This is a genomic window from Domibacillus robiginosus, from assembly GCF_000966195.1.
Classification (GTDB): domain Bacteria; phylum Bacillota; class Bacilli; order Bacillales; family Domibacillaceae; genus Domibacillus; species Domibacillus robiginosus.
In genome coordinates, this window is record NZ_LAHL01000058.1 from 1 (window position 1) to 2,513 (window position 2,513).

General features: G+C 41.4%; 2 protein-coding genes. Both read left to right on the forward strand.

The window, feature by feature from the left end; translation table 11 throughout:
• The first annotated feature begins 149 nt into the window (after nucleotides 1-149).
• The gene (gene istA, locus VP97_RS20595) at nucleotides 150-1,682 is read left to right on the forward strand and encodes an IS21 family transposase (RefSeq protein WP_050184043.1); all 1,533 of its coding nucleotides are present in this window, start codon (nucleotides 150-152) and stop codon (nucleotides 1,680-1,682) included.
• On the forward strand, nucleotides 1,679-2,452 hold the full coding sequence (istB, locus tag VP97_RS20600; protein ID WP_050184044.1) for an IS21-like element helper ATPase IstB: 774 nt from the start codon (nucleotides 1,679-1,681) through the stop codon (nucleotides 2,450-2,452). Before istA ends, istB begins: the two co-directional genes overlap by 4 nt.
• Nucleotides 2,453-2,513: the final 61 nt, after the last annotated feature.

Genomic DNA, 2,513 nt, shown 5'->3' on the forward strand with positions numbered 1-2,513 from the left:
TGTAAACGATAAACTAGACTAAACAGTTTTCCACAATTTCCATCAAGCAGAATTCCACAAATAAGATTCAACAGTTAGCGGAACAACTACCACTTTCAATATACTGGAGCAAGTATATTGAAAGTGAGGAACGAGGAGTGGAAAAACTAATGATCTACAATGAGATTCACAGGCTAAAAAGCCAGGGCTTTTCAAACAGCCAAATTGCCAGAAAGCTTAGGATATCTAGGAATCGAGTGATTGACTATGGAAAAATGACACCAGAAGAATTCTTCGAATTCGCTTCTTCTCTCCAGAATAGAAGCAAAAAGTTAGACCCTTACCATGAGACAATTGTTGGTTGGCTAAAGGAACATCCGGACTTATCGGGGGCCCAGGTACTTGACTGGCTAGAAGAAAGACTTAACGTAAAGTCTGTGTCAGAAAATACTGTTCGAAATTATGTAAATGATATCCGGGAAACGTACCATATTCCAAAGCAGCTTCCCGAAAGGGATTTTGGGGCTGTTCCTGAACTGCCCATGGGGCAGCAGATGCAGGTTGATTTTGGTGAGTTGAAAGTGCCAACCACAGCCGGTTCTTTCAAAAAACTATATTTTATCGGATTCATTCTCTCTCATTCTCGTTTTAAATATGTAGAATGGCTGGATCGCCCCTTCCAGACGACGGACCTTATACATATGCAGGAAAATGCATTCCGGCATTTTGGGGGCATGACACAGGAAATCGTATATGATCAAGACCGTCTACTGGCTGTAAGTGAAAATGCCGGGGATATCATCATGACAGCTGAATTTACAAAATACCAGCAAACACGAAAATTCAAGGTCTACCTCTGTAGAAAGGCTGATCCTCAATCAAAGGGAAAGATTGAGCAGGTTATCAAATATGTAAAAAACAACTTTGCCAAAAACCGTGTTTTTGATAATTTACCAGACTGGCAGGAAGCCTGTATGAAATGGCTGAAGCGAACCGGCAATTATAAAGTTCATCATAATACGAAAAAAAGACCTTCTGAGGTGCACGCCCTGGAAAAGCAACACCTGCAGAAAGTCTTTGGATCTTACCTTTTTGAAAAGATCTTTGGCACAAGTATAACAAGAAAAGTGCATAAGGACAACGTCATCCGCTTTGGCGGGAATCGCTATAGTGTACCTCTAGGGACGTATCGAAAAGGATCACAAAATATCGTTCATCTTCAATCAGATGGACAGCACCTGACGGTCCGCCTTCATCCAAATGGACCTGTTATAGCAAGACATACATTGTCAAAAGAAGATGGCCTTATTATTACAGACCCTTCCCACAGAGAGCGCTCCAGGTCCAAACGAGACCAGCTAATCAAGCAGATCGAAGAGATGGTGCCGGAGAAAGAAACTATAGGATGGCTGATCAAACAATTAGCTGAAAGGTATCCGCGTCATTTAATAGACCAGCTTAAAATTGTACAGGCAGCTATCTTAACCTATCCTGCTTTTATCGAAGAAGCTCTCGATGAAATGAAGCGTCTTAAGTTAAACAGTGCAAACGATCTGAGAGATATCGCCATTTCGTTAGAGATACAGAATCGAAAGAAGCTGAAAAAAACAGGCATCGAAAACGAGAAATATAAAAACCTTGCCGCTCCAGAAAGAAAAGAAGACATTTACATTCGTGTTCTTCAGGGAGGTAGCGCACAATGAGTCAGCCTTATGAAAGACTTCAGGAACAATGCCGAACCTTACGGCTAGCTGAAACCGCAAAAGAGATACCAAGCCTCCTTCGGGAGGCTGAAGCAAAAGGTTGGACTTATCATGAGCTCATGCACGAAGTGCTTAGTTATGAATTAAAGTGCCGGGAAAGAAAAAACAGTGAAAAGCTAATGAAATGGGCTGAATTTCCCGACATATTAACATTTGAAAGCTTCTGTCTTGAGGAACAGTCCGCCATTGGAGAAAAGCAGTTGAATGTACTAAAGGAGCTCTCCTGGGTGGAAGAATGCTTTACCTTAATCATGATGGGCCCTACGGGTGTTGGAAAGACGCACCTCTCTACTGCACTTGGAATTCACGCAATTGAGCGTGGATACCAAGTATCCTTCATCTCGATGGAGCGCCTAATCTATGTCTTGAAATCGCAAGAGTATACCAATAAGTCAAAAACAAGGTACAAGCGTATCATGAAATCGGATCTCATCATTATTGATGATGTCATGTACATGGCGTACGAACCACAGGATGCACACCTGTTCTTTCAGTTTATTTATGAAATGTACGATCAAGCAGCCTTTATTTTGACATCTAATAAGGGCCCAAACGAATGGGGGAAGTTTCTTGGAGATCCAACTTTAACAACAGCGATCCTGGATCGGCTTCTGCATCGAAGTGAAATTTTAACTTTCGATGAGAAGCAAAACAGTATCCGAATGAAATACCGAAAGGTTTTATTTAAGGAACAAAGTGTTGAATCTTAATTGGTGAAAACTGTTGTGCCGTATTTTTGGAAAACTGTTGAGTTTCACTTGACAGTTACAC

What these genes read in the sequence shown, in the direction of transcription:
- istA (WP_050184043.1), top strand. Translation starts at nt 150, where the DNA reads ATGATCTACAATGAGATTCACAGGCTAAAAAGCCAGGGCTTTTCAAAC.
- istB (WP_050184044.1), top strand. Translation starts at nt 1,679, where the DNA reads ATGAGTCAGCCTTATGAAAGACTTCAGGAACAATGCCGAACCTTACGG.